The sequence below is a fragment of the Chitinophaga lutea genome, assembly GCF_003813775.1.
GTDB classification, from domain to species: domain Bacteria; phylum Bacteroidota; class Bacteroidia; order Chitinophagales; family Chitinophagaceae; genus Chitinophaga; species Chitinophaga lutea.
The window spans coordinates 415,885-433,244 of record NZ_RPDH01000001.1 but is presented as its reverse complement, the minus strand read 5'-3'; the positions used below and the strand labels follow the sequence as shown (position 1 = coordinate 433,244).

15 protein-coding genes and 1 riboswitch are annotated in these 17,360 nt (G+C 53.4%); of the genes, 8 read left to right on the top strand and 7 right to left on the bottom strand.

All coding sequences use genetic code 11. The annotated features are described in order from the left end of the window. Positions 1 to 8: 8 nt before the first annotated feature. Positions 9 to 803 carry a hypothetical protein gene (locus tag EGT74_RS01670; protein ID WP_123844802.1) on the top strand — a complete coding sequence of 265 codons (795 nt, stop codon included), beginning with the start codon at positions 9 to 11 and terminating at the stop codon, positions 801 to 803. A gap of 60 nt (positions 804 to 863) precedes the next feature. On the opposite strand, the gene EGT74_RS01665 is transcribed toward EGT74_RS01670, so the two are convergent. Together EGT74_RS01665 and EGT74_RS01660 are read right to left on the bottom strand one after the other, a co-directional pair. Continuing rightward, positions 864 to 2,045 carry a homoserine dehydrogenase gene (locus tag EGT74_RS01665; RefSeq protein WP_123844801.1) on the bottom strand — a complete coding sequence of 394 codons (1,182 nt, stop codon included), beginning with the start codon at positions 2,043 to 2,045 and terminating at the stop codon, positions 864 to 866. A gap of 2 nt (positions 2,046 to 2,047) precedes the next feature. After that, positions 2,048 to 3,226, bottom strand: a complete 1,179-nt coding sequence (locus EGT74_RS01660; RefSeq protein ID WP_123844800.1) for a trans-sulfuration enzyme family protein — start codon at positions 3,224 to 3,226, stop codon at positions 2,048 to 2,050. A gap of 208 nt (positions 3,227 to 3,434) precedes the next feature. Further along, positions 3,435 to 3,549: riboswitch (SAM riboswitch) on the bottom strand. Between the two features lie 119 nt (positions 3,550 to 3,668). Here EGT74_RS01660 and EGT74_RS01655 point away from each other — a divergent pair. Next, entirely contained in the window at positions 3,669 to 4,988 is a 1,320-nt protein-coding gene (locus EGT74_RS01655; protein WP_123844799.1) for a DUF2851 family protein, read from the top strand. A 22-nt stretch (positions 4,989 to 5,010) separates the two neighbouring features. Here EGT74_RS01655 and EGT74_RS01650 read toward each other — a convergent pair whose 3' ends face one another. After that, complete coding sequence (locus tag EGT74_RS01650) at positions 5,011 to 5,418, bottom strand: OsmC family protein (RefSeq protein WP_123844798.1); 408 nt, start codon at positions 5,416 to 5,418, stop codon at positions 5,011 to 5,013. A gap of 107 nt (positions 5,419 to 5,525) precedes the next feature. Between EGT74_RS01650 and EGT74_RS01645 the strand changes: the two genes are divergently transcribed. The 3 genes from EGT74_RS01645 (at position 5,526) to EGT74_RS01635 (ending at position 8,916) form a co-directional block, all read left to right on the top strand. Beyond that, complete coding sequence (locus EGT74_RS01645) at positions 5,526 to 6,356, top strand: hypothetical protein (protein WP_123844797.1); 831 nt, start codon at positions 5,526 to 5,528, stop codon at positions 6,354 to 6,356. A gap of 36 nt (positions 6,357 to 6,392) precedes the next feature. Next, on the top strand, positions 6,393 to 7,286 hold the full coding sequence (lipA, locus tag EGT74_RS01640) for a lipoyl synthase (protein WP_123844796.1): 894 nt from the start codon (positions 6,393 to 6,395) through the stop codon (positions 7,284 to 7,286). A gap of 715 nt (positions 7,287 to 8,001) precedes the next feature. Beyond that, entirely contained in the window at positions 8,002 to 8,916 is a 915-nt protein-coding gene (locus EGT74_RS01635; protein WP_123844795.1) for a phosphodiester glycosidase family protein, read from the top strand. Here the strand turns inward: EGT74_RS01635 and EGT74_RS01630 are convergent, their stop codons facing one another. Together EGT74_RS01630 and EGT74_RS01625 are read right to left on the bottom strand one after the other, a co-directional pair. Beyond that, positions 8,917 to 9,222 (bottom strand): SdpI family protein, encoded by a 306-nt coding sequence (locus tag EGT74_RS01630; RefSeq protein ID WP_158617958.1) that lies wholly within the window; start codon positions 9,220 to 9,222, stop codon positions 8,917 to 8,919. It abuts the gene before it with no gap. A gap of 128 nt (positions 9,223 to 9,350) precedes the next feature. Further along, positions 9,351 to 12,068, bottom strand: a complete 2,718-nt coding sequence (locus EGT74_RS01625; protein ID WP_123844793.1) for an AsmA family protein — start codon at positions 12,066 to 12,068, stop codon at positions 9,351 to 9,353. A 151-nt stretch (positions 12,069 to 12,219) separates the two neighbouring features. Between EGT74_RS01625 and EGT74_RS01620 the strand changes: the two genes are divergently transcribed. Genes EGT74_RS01620 through EGT74_RS01610 form a run of 3 tightly spaced genes read left to right on the top strand, consistent with a single transcriptional unit; the run spans position 12,220 to position 13,931 of the window. Continuing rightward, positions 12,220 to 12,747 (top strand): TrmH family RNA methyltransferase, encoded by a 528-nt coding sequence (locus EGT74_RS01620; protein ID WP_246008195.1) that lies wholly within the window; start codon positions 12,220 to 12,222, stop codon positions 12,745 to 12,747. Positions 12,748 to 12,760: 13 nt separating this feature from the next. After that, positions 12,761 to 13,240 carry a TlpA family protein disulfide reductase gene (locus tag EGT74_RS01615; protein WP_158617957.1) on the top strand — a complete coding sequence of 160 codons (480 nt, stop codon included), beginning with the start codon at positions 12,761 to 12,763 and terminating at the stop codon, positions 13,238 to 13,240. Positions 13,241 to 13,292: 52 nt separating this feature from the next. Beyond that, positions 13,293 to 13,931: a DUF6934 family protein gene (locus EGT74_RS01610; protein ID WP_123844790.1), complete on the top strand. Its 639-nt coding sequence runs from the start codon at positions 13,293 to 13,295 to the stop codon at positions 13,929 to 13,931. Between the two features lie 54 nt (positions 13,932 to 13,985). Here the strand turns inward: EGT74_RS01610 and rluF are convergent, their stop codons facing one another. Together rluF and EGT74_RS01600 are read right to left on the bottom strand one after the other, a co-directional pair. After that, positions 13,986 to 14,726, bottom strand: coding sequence for a 23S rRNA pseudouridine(2604) synthase RluF (rluF, locus tag EGT74_RS01605; protein ID WP_123844789.1), 741 nt, complete (start codon positions 14,724 to 14,726; stop codon positions 13,986 to 13,988). A gap of 233 nt (positions 14,727 to 14,959) precedes the next feature. Beyond that, positions 14,960 to 17,332 (bottom strand): ribonucleoside-diphosphate reductase subunit alpha, encoded by a 2,373-nt coding sequence (locus EGT74_RS01600; protein WP_123844788.1) that lies wholly within the window; start codon positions 17,330 to 17,332, stop codon positions 14,960 to 14,962. Positions 17,333 to 17,360: the final 28 nt, after the last annotated feature.

Sequence of the window (17,360 nt, the reverse complement as noted above, 5' to 3'; positions counted from 1 at the left end):
CTCGACCTATGAAAAAACTACTTCCAGGGCTGGCAGCTGCCGCCATGCTGCTGTCTGCATGCAGTTCCAAAGACGACGCAACACCGGGAAAATGGTACCTCACCAAATCCGTTTCCTATGATCTGGAAACCGGCGGCTCCGTGAGCGATACCGCGATCAATCTCTTTAAATGGCACGACGGCAAACTCTCCGAAATAACCGAGATATTCTGGGACATCGAACGGCCTGACAACAGCGATACTTCCACCGCCCGGCTCACTTTCACCGATGGCAGGCTGGCGAAACTGACGTATGCGGACGATGCCGATTACCTGCTGGAAATGGTGTACAAGGAAAACCGCCTGTCCCTGGTGAAGGAATTTTCGGAGACCAACCTCCGCTTCGATTCTGTGGCTTACAACGAACAGGGGAAAGTAAAAGAAGTGTACAGCGGCGCCAACGAAATGTACAAAGTAACCTGGGAGGGCAATAACGTAAAAAGCTATAAACGCTACAGCGTGTTCGATGGCGTGGCAACCGAGGCCGCCACCAAAACTTTCGAGTACGACTCCAAATCCAACTATTATCCCGCGCTGTTTACCGATAACTGTTTCTGGAAAATGGATCCCTCCAACCTCGAGTTCATCAGCGCGAACAACGTTACAAAGGAAACGTATACCTATGTCGGCTCCACCGAACAGGAGGTCACCACTTATGAATACGTTTACAATGGAGACAACCTGCTGGCGGAAATAAAAATCAGCCAGGCGGGCGGCTATGACGCAGGGAAACGAATCATCAAACTCGTGTATACCAAACAATAGCGAACGATTGAAGCAAAAAGAGAAAGGGCTGCAAAATCTTGCAGCCCTTTCTCTTTATCCTTAGTGCTCGAGTACGAGCAGGTTCACGTCTTTGTTTTTGAGCCAGTTGGCTTCTTTCAGTTTTTGCAGGTTGATGGTGCCTACCACGTACCTGAACTCAGGAGATTCGTATTTTTCCACGATGTTGTAGAACTCCGCGAGGTCTACCTGGTCGGGCGTGCGGTAACGCACGTACACTTTCAGCTGCACGTCGTTGGTGAACATCGGCTGGTTCGACTGTTTGATTTTTTTATACTCGTAGCGGTAGTTGTACAGGAGCGCGGAAATGTCGCTCAGTACGGCGCTGCCGGTGGCGGTGCCGCCTGCGCCTTTGCCCACGAAGAACTGTTTGTCGGTAAACGCGCTTTCGAGCAGGATGCCGTTGTATTCGTTATACACATCATAGAGCAGGTTGTGCTCGCGGATGAGGTGGGGCAGTACGTAAGCGTTTACGCTGCCGTTCTGCCGGCGGCAATTGCCGATGAGTTTGATGGTGCAGTTACGCTGGCGTGCAAACTGGATATCGAAATCGTTGAGGTGGTTGATGCCGAAGTTGAACACTTCTTCCGGTTTCACGAAAGTGCCGAAAGCATGCAGCAGCAGGATGACGATTTTGAACTTGGGATCGTAGCCTTCCACGTCGAGGGTGGGGTCGGTTTCCGCGAAGCCCAGTTCCTGCGCCTGTTTCAGGGCAGTTTCAAAGCTCAGGTTCTCTTCGAATATCTTGGTGAGGATGTAGTTGGTGGAGCCGTTGCAGATGCCTTCCACGGCATTGAGCAGGTCGTTATCGTAATACTCCTCCAGGTTACGGATGATGGGAATGCTGGCGCAGCTGGATGCCTCGTACAGGAAGGGCACTTTATTGTCTACCTGCAGCTGGTACAGCGCAGGCAGGTTTTCGGCGATCATCCTTTTGCTGGCGCTCACCACGGCCTTGCCGTTGCGGAGCGCGGTGCTCACGATGTTGTAAGCGGCTTCCGTGTCGTTGATCAGTTCCACCACCACGTCGATGGTAGGGTCGTTGAGGATATCGTTCGGGTCCGTCGTGAAATAGCTCATGTCGATCGGACGGCTCTTGTTCGGGTCTTTGATACAGATTTTCTTGATACGGGCATTGATTCCCTTGGTGCGGTTCAGTACTTCATACAGGCCCTGGCCAACGCAGCCAAAGCCGAAAATACCCAAGTTGATGTTCTTTTCCATAGTTATTGCAGTACGGTAATTTGTTTGCCGAGCGGCTGGTTTAATTTATCCAAAGCTTGTTTCAGGTCGTTGATCAGGTCTTCCGCATCTTCGATGCCCACAGACAGGCGGATGCAGGATTCCTGCAGCCCCGCCTTGCGCCGGAATTCTTCCGGGATGTTGCGGTGGGTCATGGTGAAGGGGTGGTTGAGCATACTTTTTACGCCGCCGAAACTTTCCGCCAGCTTGAACAGCTTGGTGGAATTGACGATGCGGATGGCGTTTTTGATCTGGTCTTCCTTCAGCGAAAAACTCACCATTCCGCCGTATGCCTTTTGCTGCTTGCGCGCGATGTGATGGTTTTTGTGCGTGGGCAGGCCGGGATAGAACACTTTATCCACCGCCGGATGTTCCGCCAGCCAGGTGGCCACGGCCATGGCATTGGCGCAATGTTTTTCGAGTCGCAGGCTGAGCGTTTCAATGCCGCGGATCGTCAGCCAGGCTTCGAAGGGGCTGAGGATGCTGCCGGACACGTTCTGGTTGAACCGCATCTGGTCGGCCAGCGTTTTTGAGTTCACCACCACCAGCCCGGCGATCACGTCGGTATGGCCGGCCAGGTATTTGGAGGCGCTTTCGATCACGATGTCGGCCCCCAGCGGAATGGGTTTCTGCAGCAGGGGAGAGCAGAAGGTATTGTCTACCACCAGCAGGATGTTATGCTGCCGGGCGATCTTGCTCACGGATTTGATGTCGGAAATTTTCAGCATCGGGTTGGTGGGCGATTCCAGCCAGATGATGCGCGTTTTGTCGGTGATCTTTTCCAGCACCTTGTCGATGTCGCTCGTGTCCACGAAATTCACTTTCACGCCGAATCGCTCGAACATGTGGTTAAAGATCTGGAAGATGCCGCCGTAGGTATCTTCCACCGCCATGATCTCATCGCCGGTCTTAAGCAGTTTCAGCACGGCGTCGATGGCCGCCATACCGCTGGCGAAGGCGAAACCCGCGTAACCTTCTTCAAGGCTGCAGATCAGGTCTTCCAGCACTTTCCGCGTGGGATTGTTCGCCCGCGAAAATTCAAAGCCCTTGTTGATCCCCGGGCTTTCCTGCACAAACGTTGACGTTTGGTAGATCGGCACCGAAATCGCCCCGGTCAGCTCATCTACCGGAATGCTGTGGATCAGTTGTGTAGACGGTTTCATCTTTTAATATTTTCTTGTCAAGGGTAGCCATGCTATTGCCCGGCTTGATGGTTGATCAGTGTTTTTACGAAACGAGCGGGCCGCACGGCGGTCGCTGTAAACAAACGATTCATAAATGTCAGCTTATGTCAGGGAAGGAAATAAAAAAAGCCCTTCCGGAGTTGGAAGAGCCTTTCGCAATATGGTGATGCTATGGAATATCTCTGCCAACTTATCTTTCCCCGTTTGAACAGGGCCGGAATTAGCACCTTTTTCCCGCCTGCCGGCGGAATTGGTTGCTAAGGCTTCGCAGGGCCAGTACCCTCTGCCTTTCTGGATAAGTGATGTTTAAGAACTGGGTGCAAAGGTAATGGTAGAAAGGTCAGATTTCCAAATACCGTGGATGATTTTCGATTTTTTTGAAAAAAAGCTTTAATTTATTAACAGTTTGTAATACTATTTTATGACGATTGTTAACCCGCTCTTCTCCGAGGAATTGCTGCAGCATATCTGGCAATTCGGACTGTACAACCAGCATCATCTGACCACTGTTTCGGGCGAGCCCGTGGCGGTATTGCACCCCGGCGAGCTGAACCGCAATGCGGGACCGGATTTTACGGGCGCCCGCGTGCGCATCGGCGGCATGGAATGGGCCGGCAACGTGGAGCTGCACTACCGCACGTCCGACTGGCGGCGGCACGGCCACCAGCGCAACCCGCGTTACGATAACGTGGTGCTGCACGTGGTGTTCGAGCACGATGCGCCTTTTCCTGCCGCGCCCTGCCTGGAGCTACAGCACCGCATCCCCAAGCTGCTCCTGAAACGTTACCAGGCCCTGAAAACGGCCGCGGCCTTTGTGCCCTGCGCCCCCCTGCTGCACCGGGTGGAAGAAGACACCTGGGAGGCCTGGAAACCCGCGCTGCTTTTTGCACGCCTGCAACGGAAAGCGGCCGTGCTGATGCGCTGGCTGGAACAAAGCCGCTTCAACTGGGAAGAAGTCTGTTTCCGCGCTATCGCCCAGGGCTTTGGCATGCCGGTCAATACCGCCGCCTTCCTGCAGCTGTCCTTTTCCATGCCTTTCATGCTGCTGGCCCGCCACCGCCAGCACCCCCACCGCCTCGAAGCCCTGCTCTTCGGCCAGTCGGGCATGCTGACCGGCCACTTCGCCGACGCCTACCCGCAGGAACTGCAACGGGAGTACCTTTTCCTGCAACACAAATACCGGCTCGAGCCCATGCCGGGCCACCAGTGGCAATGGCTGCGGATGCGCCCTTCGGCTTTCCCCACCATGCGCATCGCCTGCTTTGCGGCGCTCCTGCACAACAGCCCGCACCTGTTTTCACGCCTCCTCGAAACGGACGCCCTGCCGGACGCGGAACGCCTCTTTTTCGTAGAGCCGTCTGCGTACTGGCGAAACCATTACCGGTTCGACATCCCCGCCGTACGCACCGCGGGCATCGGCAAAGGCACGGTGCACCACCTGTTCATCAACGCGGTGGCCCCGCTATTGCATCTATATGGGGAATATATGGGCCTCCCGCAGTATAAACAGCGGGCCCTGCGCTTTTTGCGCGAACTGCCGGCGGAAAATAACCGCATCCTGCGGGGTTGGGCGGAAGAAAATGTGCCGTCGGCCAGCGCGGGCGACTCCCAGGCGCTGCTGCAGCTCAAACAGGAGTACTGCGACCGGAAAAGATGCCTGGATTGTGCGGTAGGCCAGCGTTTGCTGAGAGGGGAAGAAGTGTGGGCCTGCCGGGAAGGAGAGGAGGAAGAGTGGATGTGACGGGCACACCCACTCCGGTATCTTACCAGTTGAATGTAACGTTCTGGTGAATGTCCGGGTGGATACTTTCCGCAACGGGACAGGTATACGCCGCGTTCTCCAGTATTTTCCGGTCTTTTTCCTCCAGGCCATGGCCTGCCGGGAAATCGAACACGACGTTCACGCCCGTGATGCGGCGGGGCTCCGTGCCCATGATCTTTTCAACGCTCACCTGGGTGCCGTCGATGTTCCAGCCTTTGTCGCGCGCCTTGATGCCCATGATGGTGAGCATGCACGAGCCGAGGGCGGTGGCCACCAGGTCTGTGGGAGAGAAGCGCTGCCCCTTGCCGTTATTGTCTACCGGCGCGTCCGTATCTATCTCCGTTCCGGAGCGGAGATGGGTAGCCGTGGTTCTCAGTTCGCCTTTGTAGAGTATCGCTGCTGTTTGCATGGTAATGTGTCATTTTGGATGTAAATTAAGTCTATTTTTAGTGTATGTTTGTATAGGAATAAAACATAAAACGTAATCAGGCGTTTAATTTAAAATAATCGCGTACGGTGAAAAAAATATATGTACTCTTACTGCTCCTGATGGCCGCTTCGTCTCTCTATGCCCAAACCAGCAAGCCGTCCAAAAAGGAGGAACGGGAACAAAAAAGGCTGCGCAAGATTTCCCTTTTCCGTGAAATCGAAGAAGGGGACAACCTTTTTAACCGGGAGTTCTCCGGCGGCGCCAGGCTGAATACCGACGGCTGGACAGGTTTCCTGGAACTGGGGTACCGTAAAAACGCCACCATCATCAACTATTTCCAGTTTGAATTTTCCGAGAAAAGAGACCCGAAGCAGGACCGTTCTTCCCGCATCATTCCGGTGGGCGGCGGGTTCGGCATCAGCAGCACCCCTTTTGTGTACGGTAAAATGAACAATTTCTACCAGGCCAAACTGGGCGTGGGCCAGAAACGGCTCATCGGCGGCAAGGGCAATAAAAACGGCGTGGAGGTCAATGGTATCTACTACGGTGGTGTATCGTTCGGGCTGGTGAAACCTTATTACCTCGACCTGATGAACGACTCCGGCGACCCCAACCAGCGCCGCGTCGTGAAATATTCCGAAGCCATCCACGACGATTTCCTGAATCATGACCTGATCTACGGCGCCGGCGGCTTTACCAAAGGCTGGAACGAAGTGAAGATCAATCCCGGCCTGCATGCCAAAGTAGGCTTCCGGTTCGACTGGGCGCGTTTTAACGACGTGATCTCCGCGCTGGAAGTGGGCATCAACGCCGAATATTACACCAAAAAGGTGCAAATAATGGTGGAAAGAGACCCTAAGTCATTCTTTTTCAATGCTTATGTAGGTTTGCAATTGGGTAAACGCTGGAATAAGTAACTTTGCACATTATTTAATCAGAAGAAAGGATCAGCGATGCAAGAATTACCCGTAATAGCAGCTGAAACGGCTGCGCCAAGAGTGAAGAAGCCTGACTGGCTGCGCGTGAAACTGCCAATCGGAGAAAACTACAGACAGGTACGCAACCTGGTAGATACCCATAAATTACATACCATCTGCGAAAGCGGCAATTGCCCCAATATGGGAGAATGCTGGGGAGCCGGAACGGCCACCTTCATGATCCTGGGCAACATCTGCACCCGCAGCTGCGGCTTCTGCGCCGTGGCTACCGGCCGGCCCGAGGCGGTAGACTGGGACGAGCCGCAACGCGTGGCGGAGGCGATTTACCTCATGAAGGTGAAACACGCGGTGATCACCTCGGTAGACCGAGACGAACTGAAAGACGGCGGTTCCATCATCTGGGCCAATACCATCAAGGCGGTTCGCGCCCTCAATCCCGATACCACCATGGAAACCCTCATCCCCGACTTCAGGGGCATCTGGGAAAACCTGGAAAGGGTCATTGAAGCCGCCCCCGAAGTGGTATCCCACAACCTCGAAACCGTGGAGCGCATGACCAAACAGGTGCGCATCCAGGCCAAATACCACCGCAGCCTCGAAGTGATACGCCGCCTCAAACAGGGCGGTATGCGCACCAAAAGCGGTATCATGCTGGGTCTCGGCGAAACCAAGGAAGAAGTAGTGCAGGCCATGCAGGACCTTTACGATAACGGTTGCGACGTGGTGACCCTCGGCCAGTACCTCCAACCCACTCCCAAACACCTGCCCGTGGTACGCTTCGTACACCCGGACGAGTTCGCCGAACTGCGCGAAATCGGTTACGCTATGGGCCTGGATTACGTGGAAGCCGGTCCCCTGGTCCGCTCTTCCTACCACGCTGAAAAACACATATTCAGCGGCAGAAAATAGTCATTCAGCCTATGCAGAGCCGTTCCGGAAGGGAGCGGCTCTCTTTTTTATTTAAACTTCTTTGAGTCAGGGCTTATAACGCCGGTTGAGGATGGTCATGGGCTGTAATAGCGTCAGGGCTGCCGGTGGAATACCTCAAATTTAGCCCCTTTGAGCCCCTGGCAGGGGAGTTTTTGAAAAAGGCTGGTTATAAGTAATTGATAGCCAAATGGATGCTTTCATGGATGTGGCTGAAACCGCGCCATCCTGCTGTCATCCTTGTGTGATCCTTCGGTCAAACACCGTCAAATCCGCCAGGGTCGTGGACACGGCAGGAGAATCGGCATAGGATCACAGGAGAATGGCTATAGGATCACACAAGGATGACAGCAGGATGGCGCGGAAAACTCAAACATGTTTATTGGGGTGTCGTTTTAATTAGGTCTGTACCCGGTCTTGTATCGCCCTGAAACAGGTTTACATCCCGTTAAGAAATCGGGTTAAGGTTCGCGCCTGTTGTTAACCTGCATAGCGGTTTGCAGCTTCAAAGACAGGAAAAAAAGAACCTGTTACTATGGGAAAGGTTTGCGAGGTAAATGCTACGTCCCTGAATCGGTTTCCATGAGCAGAAAAATCCCGGCGTCCCGGAGCCTAAGGGCATGGTCGCGAGTTTCCATCCCCCATGTTAACCGTAATTTGAAATGAATCATTGTTTTTTCTTTTCTATTTTTCGCGGATGAAACGGACTTTCCTGCTTGTTACGGCATTATTTCCCCTGATGACTTACGGCCAGCTGACCTGGCGCCCTTCCGCCACGCACAATGAGGGCCTGCCGCCCGGCGTGCGCGTGTACGAAACCACAGACTCCCTCGACGGCAAACCGTTCCGGGCCTTTTACCTGGAAACCGATCTGAAAGACCCGCAGCTGGACTTCGTGGTGCGCACCGGCAACGGCAAACGCTACACACCCGCGCAATACGACAGCATCGAAAACCACCAGACGCTGGCGGTGATCAACACCACCTTTTTCTCTTTTAAAGACAACAGCAATCTTAATATCGTCGTCCACAACGGCAAAGTGCTGGCTGTGAACCCTAAGCTCGCGAAACCCACCACCCGCGGCGCCTTCGGCATCACCCGCCGCCGCAAGGCCGACATTGCCTGGGTGTATAACGTGGGCCGTAAAAACACGCCGTATGCGTACGAGGTACCGGTAACGCCGGAGATCAACGGAAAAGACACCCTTTACCGCGAACCCGGTAAACGGTACCCGCGCGGGGCGCATAAATGGAAAATGAAAGAAGCGGTGGGCGGCGGCCCGGTGCTGGTGCAGAACGGACAGCCCTTCATCACCAGCGCCGAAGAAAAAATGCTGAACAATAAGGATTTTCACCCGCGTTCCGCCGTGGGGTACACCGCCGGTGGTAAACTGATATTGCTGGCCATCGAAGGCCGGCATAAAGGTGTGGCGGAAGGCGCTACGTTCCCGCAGATGGCGAAGATATTTACGGATCTCGATTGTGTGGAGGCGCTGAACCTCGACGGGGGTGGCTCTTCCGCGCTGTACGTGCAGCAGAAAAATACTATCCGGCCTTCAGACGCGGGCGGTCAGCGGGCGGTGCCGGCCGTACTGGTCATACGGCGTAGATGATCAGGCTTTCTTTTTGCGTTCGCCGTCTTCGTCAAACTCCTGCAACAGATGCCACTCGGTCAAACCGGTGAGCAATAACGCAGAAACGATCACCGGCGTAATGGTCAGGTACAAAAACAGATCAGTCTGCGTTTTGAATAACAACGCCATCAACACACCGAACGGAATCAACACATAGGCCATGCACCGCGACAAATACGCGGCATACTGGTTGGCCTCGTGCCAGGTGTTTTCGTTAATGGTGGAGGAGAAAGTGCGGTAACCGTACCATGTTTTCATGCTGCGTGGAGGGTACTTCCTGATCATGAAGCCCATAAAAAGGAATAACAAACCCACTAAGAGGCTGGCATTGCAAAAGGGGCTGTGCAAAATACTGTCCATAAAAAAACGTGGTGCAACAATTCCATTGCACCACGTTTTTATTACAAATGAGTTTATTGTTTTGTTGTGTCCGCTGCGGCCTTTTTGCGTTTCAGCAGGCTGTTCAGGGTGTTGTTGAGCGTCTTTTCCGCAGTTTTGCCGGCGTCCTGTATCGTTTTGCCGGACTGTGCGCTGTCTTTATTCCCCAGCAGCTGCTTTTTCAGTTCGTCTTTCACGGCAGATACGGCTTCGTTTTTCACGTGCTTCAGACTGTCTTTCACGGTATTTTTCACCGTGTCGAGCTTCTGTTTCGCCATGGCGGTGGCCTGGTCTTTCAGATTGTTCACCGCGTTGCCCGCCACTTCTTTCAGATCGGTTTTTAAGGCCGGTTTCAGGATGCTGCCACCCATCAGGACGTTCAGGTATACCGTATCGCTCACCTGCACGGGAATGCCCTTGTTATGGGCCTGTGTAACGAGGTTGTTGACGAGGGTATTGCCTTTCTGACCGAGCAGTGCGCGGGGCAGAGCGAGTTGCATCGTATAGTCCATGCTCTGGTCGAAACCATGCGAACCGCCGATAAGCATGTTCATGTTCGACAGTTTCACCCGGAAAGGGTTCACCTTCATGCGCCCGTTCTCGAAAGCGAAATAGTTTTTGATATCCCGCACGGAAATATCCTGCAGCGCCGCCACGTTCAGCTGGGTGGCCAGCTGGTCGAGCGGGGCGAATTTTTTCAGGAAACCCTGTATGAGCAGCAGGCTGCCGTCGCCGGAAAGTGTGCTCAGGTCGGGGCTCATGTCTTCTCCCAGTTTGCCCGTCATGGTGAGCTGGGAACTGAGCTTGCCGCTGAGGAACTGCGCGATGGGCATCAGTTTCTGCACGGTGTTGAAGGCTTTGAACGTTTGCTGCACGTCAAGCTCCTTCACGTCGTACGTAAGACTGATATCCGGTTTCTGCTTGCTGTGTTTGGTGGAATAGGTGCCGTCGATTTTCATGGTGCCCTGCAGCGCGTTCGCTTTGATGTCTTTCATCGTCACGGTTTCGTCGCTGATCTTCAGCGTGCCGGACAGCTGGGTGAGATCCACTTTGTCGTAGTGCACTTTCTGCGCTTTGGCGTTCACGGTGAAGTCGAGGTTGTTCGGCACGGCAAACGGCGCGCTGGCCGGCGCCGCTGCGGTGGTTTTGGCTGCCGGTGCTTCGGTGCCGCCGGTGGCCAGCCATTTGTCGAGCACGATGTTATCCGCATCCAGGTCGAGGCGGCCGTTGAGCGCATCGTTGCGCAGCACATAGGCCAGCAGGTTGTTCACCTCGCCGGTGGCGGAAAAACTGGTGCCGAGGTATTGCCCTTTGAATTCGGGAACGGTAACGTTTTTAGGATTGAAGAGCATCTGCAGCGCGGACACTTTTACGCCTTCCGGGTAATCCTTGCTGGCATAGAGCAGGTTGCCCACGGCCAGTTTGCCGGACGCGTCGAATTGTTCGTATTGCTGCTTTTCGATGGCGCTCATATAACCGCGGGCTTTCAGGTCCGCATCGAGCAGGCCGCTGAGTCTGGTGCCGTTCTCGAATTTGACGAACTGGCCTACTTTACCGAGATCGAGCTTGCCTTTGGCGGCTGCGTCAAGATAAAGGTCGGATACCGGCGTTTTCACCATCAGGCGAAGGTCTACCGGGCTTTCGTCCATTTCCAGGTGGGCCTGCGGCACGTCGATGATGGTGTGATCAGGCACCCCGTCCGGGTTGCTCACGTTCACGGCCAGCTGGATGTTTTTCACCGGCTTCGGCAGGTCCGGGTACTGGAAGAAACCGTTCTTTACCGCCAGGTTCATGCTGTAGGCAGGCATTTGCTGCGGGGTGTAGGTGCCTTTCACGAAGCCCGAGAAAGAGGCGGTGCCGCTCGTTTTGATGCTGGCGAAATCCTGTGCGTAAATGGCGGGTATCAGCGACAGTACGTCTTTGAAGTCGGTAGACGGTGCGGCGAACTTGATATCCATTTTGTAGCTGCTGTCGTTGAGCAGCTGCACAAAACCTTCCGTCGATATTTTCAGGTTATTGACGGCGATTTTATCCGTTTTGAAGGAATAGGTGCTCGTTTTATTGTCGATGTTGATATCGGTGAGGATTTCCACTTTGGTGTCGACGAGGTAGGGGATGAAACCCTGCGCGAAACTGAGCGCTTCCGTGGTGGTGGACGTTTGCAGGGTGAACTGGTCCTGCGTGAAATCCCCTTTGCCTTTATGGTTCAACTGGTCGATCGCCAGGTGCATGTGCCCCTGCCGGTCGCTGTACCGGATGCTGGCGTTTTCCAGGCTGTACTGGCGGAGGCTGAGGGAAAAATCGCTTGCGGAGGTGTCTCCCGGCTCGCCGGGAGCGGCGGTGGTAGTGTCTGGTTTGGTGATATCCCAGTTGGCGCGGCCTTCCTCATCCACGATCGCGTATATGCGTGGCTGTTGCAGCACGATGTTGTAGATGTCGATCTTTTCGCCTTTGATGGCGCTCATCAGGTCCATGGCCGCATCGAGCCGTTTAACGGCCAGGAGGGTGTCGCCTTCGAAATGACCGGTGCCTGTAACCTGGAGTTCATCCAGCGCTACGGCGAGGCGGGGGAACCGCCTGAAGAGGCTGACATTCACGTCTTTAAAATCAACTTTGGCATTCAGGTTTTTGTTGATCTCCGTTTTGATTTTTGCAATGATCTGGCCTTTAAACAGATACGGAATGGCGATCAGTAGTGCGATCAATACCAGCAAACCGATGCCAATACCTTTCAGTATCTTTTTTAACTTCATAGGATCCGTTTTTTTGAACAATGGCTAAAGATAGTAAAACGCCGCACCTAAACTTAATTTCTGTTAATTTTGCCAATAAATTAACAACATGACACCAGAACGGAGAGAGCGGCTATTATCAGTGTTAAACCGGCGGCAGGGCAATATTACAGTGGTTTTGGAAAATGTGGAAGACCCGCACAATATTTCAGCGGTGCTTCGCACCTGTGACGCGGTAGGGATCCAGGATGTGTATGTGCTGACCACGAAAATACCCCGGCATAAAAGGTGGGGCGCCAAAAGCTCCTCCAGCGCCGCAAAATGGCTCACGGTTCATCAGTTTACCGACGTGCAGGAGTTATTCACCGTGCTGCGGCAGCGTTTCGATAAAATCTATACCACGCATCTCTCGTCCGACGCCATCAGTTTATACGATATCGACTTTTCCGGTTCGGTGGCCCTGATATTCGGCAACGAACAAACGGGCGTGAGCGAGGAGATACGCCGGCTGGCCGACGGGAATTTCATCATTCCCATGCAGGGCATCATCCGTTCCCTGAACATTTCGGTAGCCTGCGCCGTGAGCGTGTACGAGGCGATGCGGCAGAAAAAACTGGCCGGTCATTATGAACAGCCGGGCCTCCCGGAAACGCAGCGCTGCATGCTGCTGGAAGAGTGGGGGTTTAAAGAAGAAGATTAAAAAACATACGCCGATGAAACTGTTGCCATTCCTGCTTTTGTTTGCTTACGCATCCACCGCCCAGGATGTACGCCGCATCGGCGCCGCCGATCTGAAAACCCTTTTGCACCACCCCGATACTGCATTGGTGATCAACCTTTGGGCCACCTGGTGCGCACCCTGCCTCAAAGAAATGCCCTGGTTCGAAAAACAGGCCAAAGCACTGACGAATAAACCTGTCAAGTTTATCTTTCTCAGTCTTGATATGGACGATGCGTATCCTCAAAAAATCCGCCGGTTCATCACACAACAAAAAATCACTTCCACCGTGCTTTGGCTCGACGAGCCTAACGCCAACAAATATGCATCTCTCTTAGACCCGCGCTGGGAGGGCAGTATACCCGCCACCATCTTCATCAACAGCAAAAGGAACTACCGCCAGATGGTAGAAGGGCAAATCAGCGAAGCCGAACTAAAAAAACGGGTAAGTGTGATTTTAGATGAAGGAAACTAGTTAAATTGTAGTAGTATATTTTTTGTTTGTTAACCACGAAATTCATGGCTGCATGAATCGATCTGCTTACGCATTCCGGAAGGTGAATGCGAATTTGTACAAGTTCACGAGCGAAGGGACGAGTAATATTGAAAAGATGGTGGAGTTTTCCTATCTGTATCGGCCAGGTGTAGTAAACCTCGGATTTGGCGATAGTTTGGGCGGAAAACTGATGGATGATGAAGTCGTCTCGAACAACGGAGACATTACAAAAGTAATGGCGACCGTCGTTAAAATTATCGAAGATTTTACCAGCGATTTTCCGGAAACGAAGGTGTTGTTTAGTGGAAGTACGCCAGAGAGAACAAGGTTGTATGGACGTATCTTGAGGACGTATTTCGCAGAATTTTCCCTGAAATTTAAAATTGAGGCGCAGGTGGGACCAAGTGGGGAAGAGGTAGATTTTGTCCGGAACAACCTTACATCTATAGTGCCTTTATCGTTAAACGACATCATAAACTTAAAACATATGAAGCCAATCGAACAAATTAAAAACGAAACAACTACATCTGCCGCAACTGAACGGTCGAAAGAGAAGATGTGGTACGAAGATGAGCGATATAAAGACTTTTTACCGGTGGAAAAAACACATTTCCCCGAAAAGGTGGCGAGGGCGAACGAGATACTGGCCCGGATGAAATGGCGCGACTAGTGTAATCAAACTTAAGACATATGAAACCGGACGGATCGATCAAACCGGAAGCACCTACTCATCCATTCCACCCTCATCTCCCTTCTCCGTTTTGCTGCTGTTAGCCACCAGGGTATTGATCGCCGTTACCTCGTCTTTCGTGAAAAAACGCCATTTGCCGGGTGGTAAATCCTTCAGCGTCATGTTCATGATACGGGTTCGTTTGAGCGTTTCCACCCTGTAACCCAGCGTCTCGCACATCCGCCGGATTTGCCGGTTTAAACCCTGCGTCAGGATGATCTTGAACCGTTGCGGCCCTTCCTGCTGCACGAAACATTTTTTGGTGTACACCCCCAAAATGCGCACGCCGCTGCGCATGGTTTTGATAAAGTCAGGGGTGATGGGTTTATCTACGGTAACGATGTATTCCTTCTCATGCTGGTTGCCGGCACGGAGTATTTTGTTGACGATGTCACCGTCGTTGGTGAGGAAAATAAGGCCTTCGGACAGTTTGTCGAGGCGGCCGATAGGAAAAATGCGTGATTTGTAATTCACATAGTCGATGATGTTGGTCTTGTCCTTCAGGTCGGTGGTGCAGGTGATGCCCTTCGGTTTGTTGAGGGCGATGTACACCGGCAGTTTTTTCTTTTTCAGCGGCTCGCCGTCGATTTCCACCACGTCGCCTTCCTCCACGCGGTTTCCCTTGGAGGCAATGTTGTCGTTGATGGTCACGCGGCCCTGCTCGATGTATTTATCCGCCTCGCGCCTGCTGCAAAACCCTGTTTCGGCTATGTATTTGTTGATGCTTTTGTCCATATGGCCCTGCAAAGTTAGTGAAATTGAGGGGACGAAAAAGGCCCGGCGTATTGATGCAGGCTCTCCAGCCCACTGTGGCGCTGATGGCCGAAAAGGAGGCGGTTACAGCAGGGGCTCCGTCGCATGTTGCCGCCACAGGCAGATAAAGGAAACTCCGCTGTTTTGAATCCATCCGAGGTATAAAAAAGGCCCGGCATCACTGCCGGGCCTTCCCATTATCTAAAGTTGTGCAATTATGCGCTGCAGGTTACGCAACCTTCTTCCATGGTGCAAACCGCACCCTCGGGAACTTCAAGTTCCATGGATTCGCCCTGGGCAACCACGGGCACCATGTTCTGTCCGCCCTGTTTTTCAACAGTGAACTGAACGGCCTGGGTAGCAGCCTGGGTACGCAGGTAGTACATGCCTGTTTTGAGCCCTTTCTTCCAGGCGTAGAAGTGCATGGAAGTCAGCTTGGAGGCTGAAGGGGTATCTACGAACAGGTTGAGCGACTGCGACTGGCAGATGAATGCGCCACGGTCCGCGGCCATATCAATGATCGTACGTTGTTTGATTTCCCAAACGGTTTTGTACAGTTCCTTGATATTGGAGGGGATTTCGGCGATCTGCTGGATGGAACCATTGGCGGCAATGATCTTGTTCTTCATGTCGTTGTCCCACAGGCCCAGTTCCACGAGGTCTTTCAGCAGGTGTTTGTTCACCACCACAAACTCACCGCTCAGTACGCGGCGGGTGTAGATGTTGGACGTATACGGCTCAAAGCACTCGTTATTACCCAGGATCTGCGAGGTGGATGCGGTAGGCATCGGCGCCAGCAGCAGGGAGTTACGGATGCCGTGCTCCTTGATCTCGGCTTTCAGGCCGGTCCAGTCCCAGCGCTCGGACGGCGTAACGCCCCACATATCGTATTGCAGGATGCCTTTGGAAGCCGGTGAGCCGGGGAACGTTTCGTAGTGACCGTCTTTTTTAGCGAGGTCTTTCGAAGCGGTGAGGGCTGCAAAGTAGATGGTTTCGAAAATCTCCTTGTTCAGCTGTTGTGCCGGCGCGCTTTCGAAGGGATAGCGCAGCAGGAAGAACGCGTCGGCCAGGCCCTGCACGCCGAGCCCGATGGGGCGGTGGCGGAGGTTGGAACGGCGGGCTTCTTCAACCGGATAATAGTTCTGGTCGATGATCACGTTCAGGTTCAGGGTAGCCTGGTAGGTTACCTCGAACAGTTTCTGGTGATCGAACTTGCCGTCGATCACAAAGCGGGGCAGTGCGAGCGATGCCAGGTTACATACGGCCACTTCGTCTTCGGAAGTATATTCGATGATCTCGGTGCAGAGGTTGGAGCTTTTGATGGTGCCCAGGTTCTGCTGGTTGGATTTGCCGTTGGCGGAATCTTTATACAGCAGGTAGGGAGTGCCGGTTTCGATCTGCGCGTCGAGGATGGCGAACCAGAGGTCCTGTGCCTTCACGACTCTGCGGGCACGGTTTTCTTTTTCGTACTGCTCATACAGCGCTTCGAATTCCTTGCCGTGGCAATCCGCCAGGCCCGGTGCTTCGTGCGGGCAGAAGAGGCTCCACTGGCCGTTTTCTTCCACGCGTTTCATGAACAGGTCGGGTACCCAGAGGGCGTAGAACAGGTCGCGGGCGCGCAGCTCTTCCTTGCCGTGGTTTTTACGCAGGTCGAGGAACTCGAACACGTCGGCATGCCAGGGCTCGAGGTAGATGGCGAATGCGCCTTTACGTTTGCCGCCGCCCTGGTCTACATAGCGGGCCGTGTCGTTAAACACGCGCAGCATGGGAATGATACCATTGGACGTACCATTGGTGCCGCTGATATAAGAACCGGTTGCGCGGATGTTGTGAATGCTCAGGCCGATGCCGCCGGCGCTCTGGGAGATCTTGGCGGTCTGTTTGAGGGTATCGTAAATGCCGTCGATGCTGTCGCCTTTCATGGTGAGCAGGAAGCAGCTGCTCATCTGCGGTTTGGGCGTGCCGGCGTTGAAGAGGGTGGGCGTGGCGTGTGTGAACCAGCGCTCGCTCATCAGGTTGTACGTTTTGATCGCGGAGTCGATATCTTCCTTGTGGATACCAACGGCCACACGCATGAACATATGCTGGGGGCGCTCGGCGATCTTGCCGTCGATTTTCAGCAGGTACGAACGCTCCAGCGTTTTGAAACCGAAGTAGTCAAAGGCGAAGTCGCGGTCGTAAATGATGGTGGAATCGAGGATGTCCGCATTCTCCCGGATAATGTCCCATACCTCGTCGCTCAGCAGGCCGGCGGGTTTGCCGGTTTTCGGGTCGATGTATTCGTACAGGATTTTCATCGTCTGGGAAAACGACTTGATGGTATTTTTATGCAGGTTGCTCACCGCGATGCGGGAAGCCAGCTGCGCATAGTCAGGATGCTTGGTGGTGAGGGACGCGGCGGTTTCCGCAGCCAGGTTGTCCAGCTCGGTGGTGGTTACGCCGTCGTATAAACCCTGGATCACTTTCTTCGCTACATCTATTGAATCTACATATTCAGGCGCCAGTCCGTAACACAGTTTCTCTACCCTTGCCGTGATCTTGTCAAATTTGACAGACTCTTTTCTTCCGTCTCTTTTTATAACGAACATAGTGTAATGAATTTAATGGGTGAAAAAT

Coding starts and splice junctions, on each gene's coding strand:
- EGT74_RS01660 (WP_123844800.1), bottom strand. CDS start 3,226: ATGAAACCGTCTACACAACTGATCCACAGCATTCCGGTAGATGAGCTG.
- EGT74_RS01650 (WP_123844798.1), bottom strand. CDS start 5,418: ATGCAAACAGCAGCGATACTCTACAAAGGCGAACTGAGAACCACGGCT.
- EGT74_RS01655 (WP_123844799.1), top strand. CDS start 3,669: ATGACGATTGTTAACCCGCTCTTCTCCGAGGAATTGCTGCAGCATATC.
- rluF (WP_123844789.1), bottom strand. CDS start 14,726: ATGGACAAAAGCATCAACAAATACATAGCCGAAACAGGGTTTTGCAGC.
- lipA (WP_123844796.1), top strand. CDS start 6,393: ATGCAAGAATTACCCGTAATAGCAGCTGAAACGGCTGCGCCAAGAGTG.
- EGT74_RS01635 (WP_123844795.1), top strand. CDS start 8,002: ATGAAACGGACTTTCCTGCTTGTTACGGCATTATTTCCCCTGATGACT.
- EGT74_RS01615 (WP_158617957.1), top strand. CDS start 12,761: ATGAAACTGTTGCCATTCCTGCTTTTGTTTGCTTACGCATCCACCGCC.
- EGT74_RS01665 (WP_123844801.1), bottom strand. CDS start 2,045: ATGGAAAAGAACATCAACTTGGGTATTTTCGGCTTTGGCTGCGTTGGC.
- EGT74_RS01625 (WP_123844793.1), bottom strand. CDS start 12,068: ATGAAGTTAAAAAAGATACTGAAAGGTATTGGCATCGGTTTGCTGGTA.
- EGT74_RS01600 (WP_123844788.1), bottom strand. CDS start 17,332: ATGTTCGTTATAAAAAGAGACGGAAGAAAAGAGTCTGTCAAATTTGAC.
- EGT74_RS01630 (WP_158617958.1), bottom strand. CDS start 9,222: ATGATCAGGAAGTACCCTCCACGCAGCATGAAAACATGGTACGGTTAC.
- EGT74_RS01610 (WP_123844790.1), top strand. CDS start 13,293: ATGAATCGATCTGCTTACGCATTCCGGAAGGTGAATGCGAATTTGTAC.
- EGT74_RS01670 (WP_123844802.1), top strand. CDS start 9: ATGAAAAAACTACTTCCAGGGCTGGCAGCTGCCGCCATGCTGCTGTCT.